Origin of the sequence: Paenibacillus medicaginis (assembly GCF_042138635.1) — a bacterium.
GTDB classification, from domain to species: domain Bacteria; phylum Bacillota; class Bacilli; order Paenibacillales; family Paenibacillaceae; genus Paenibacillus; species Paenibacillus medicaginis.
The window spans coordinates 1-383 of record NZ_JBHIRY010000107.1 but is presented as its reverse complement, the minus strand read 5'-3'; the positions used below and the strand labels follow the sequence as shown (position 1 = coordinate 383).

The following is a 383-nucleotide window of genomic DNA, read 5'->3' as shown; positions in this document are numbered from 1 at the left end:
ATGGTGGAGGCTGAGGGGATCGAACCCCCGACCCTCTGCTTGTAAGGCAGATGCTCTCCCAGCTGAGCTAAGCCTCCTGGGTATGTATGGTAGCGGCGGAGGGGATCGAACCCCCGACCTCACGGGTATGAACCGTACGCTCTAGCCAGCTGAGCTACACCGCCATAATCAATCAAAAATGCATAGAAGTATTTCAAAACGGAGAGAGAGGGATACTCTCGCTTCGCTCGAGACTGCGATGCAGTTCCTAACGAAGCCTATGCTCCGACGAACCCGACTGGGTTCAAATCCCTTGCGAGGATGTATTTCTAAACGGAGAGAGAGGGATTCGAACCCTCGCACCACTTACGCAGTCTAACCCCTTAGCAGAGGGTCCCCTTGAG

Annotated in this window: 2 tRNA genes; both read right to left on the bottom strand. The window is 54.6% G+C overall.

What is annotated here, in order from left to right:
• Position 1: 1 nt before the first annotated feature.
• A tRNA-Val gene (locus ACE5LO_RS27855) sits at positions 2 to 77 on the bottom strand.
• Between the two features lie 10 nt (positions 78 to 87).
• Positions 88 to 164 (bottom strand) — tRNA-Met (locus ACE5LO_RS27850).
• Between the last annotated feature and the right edge of the window lie 219 nt (positions 165 to 383).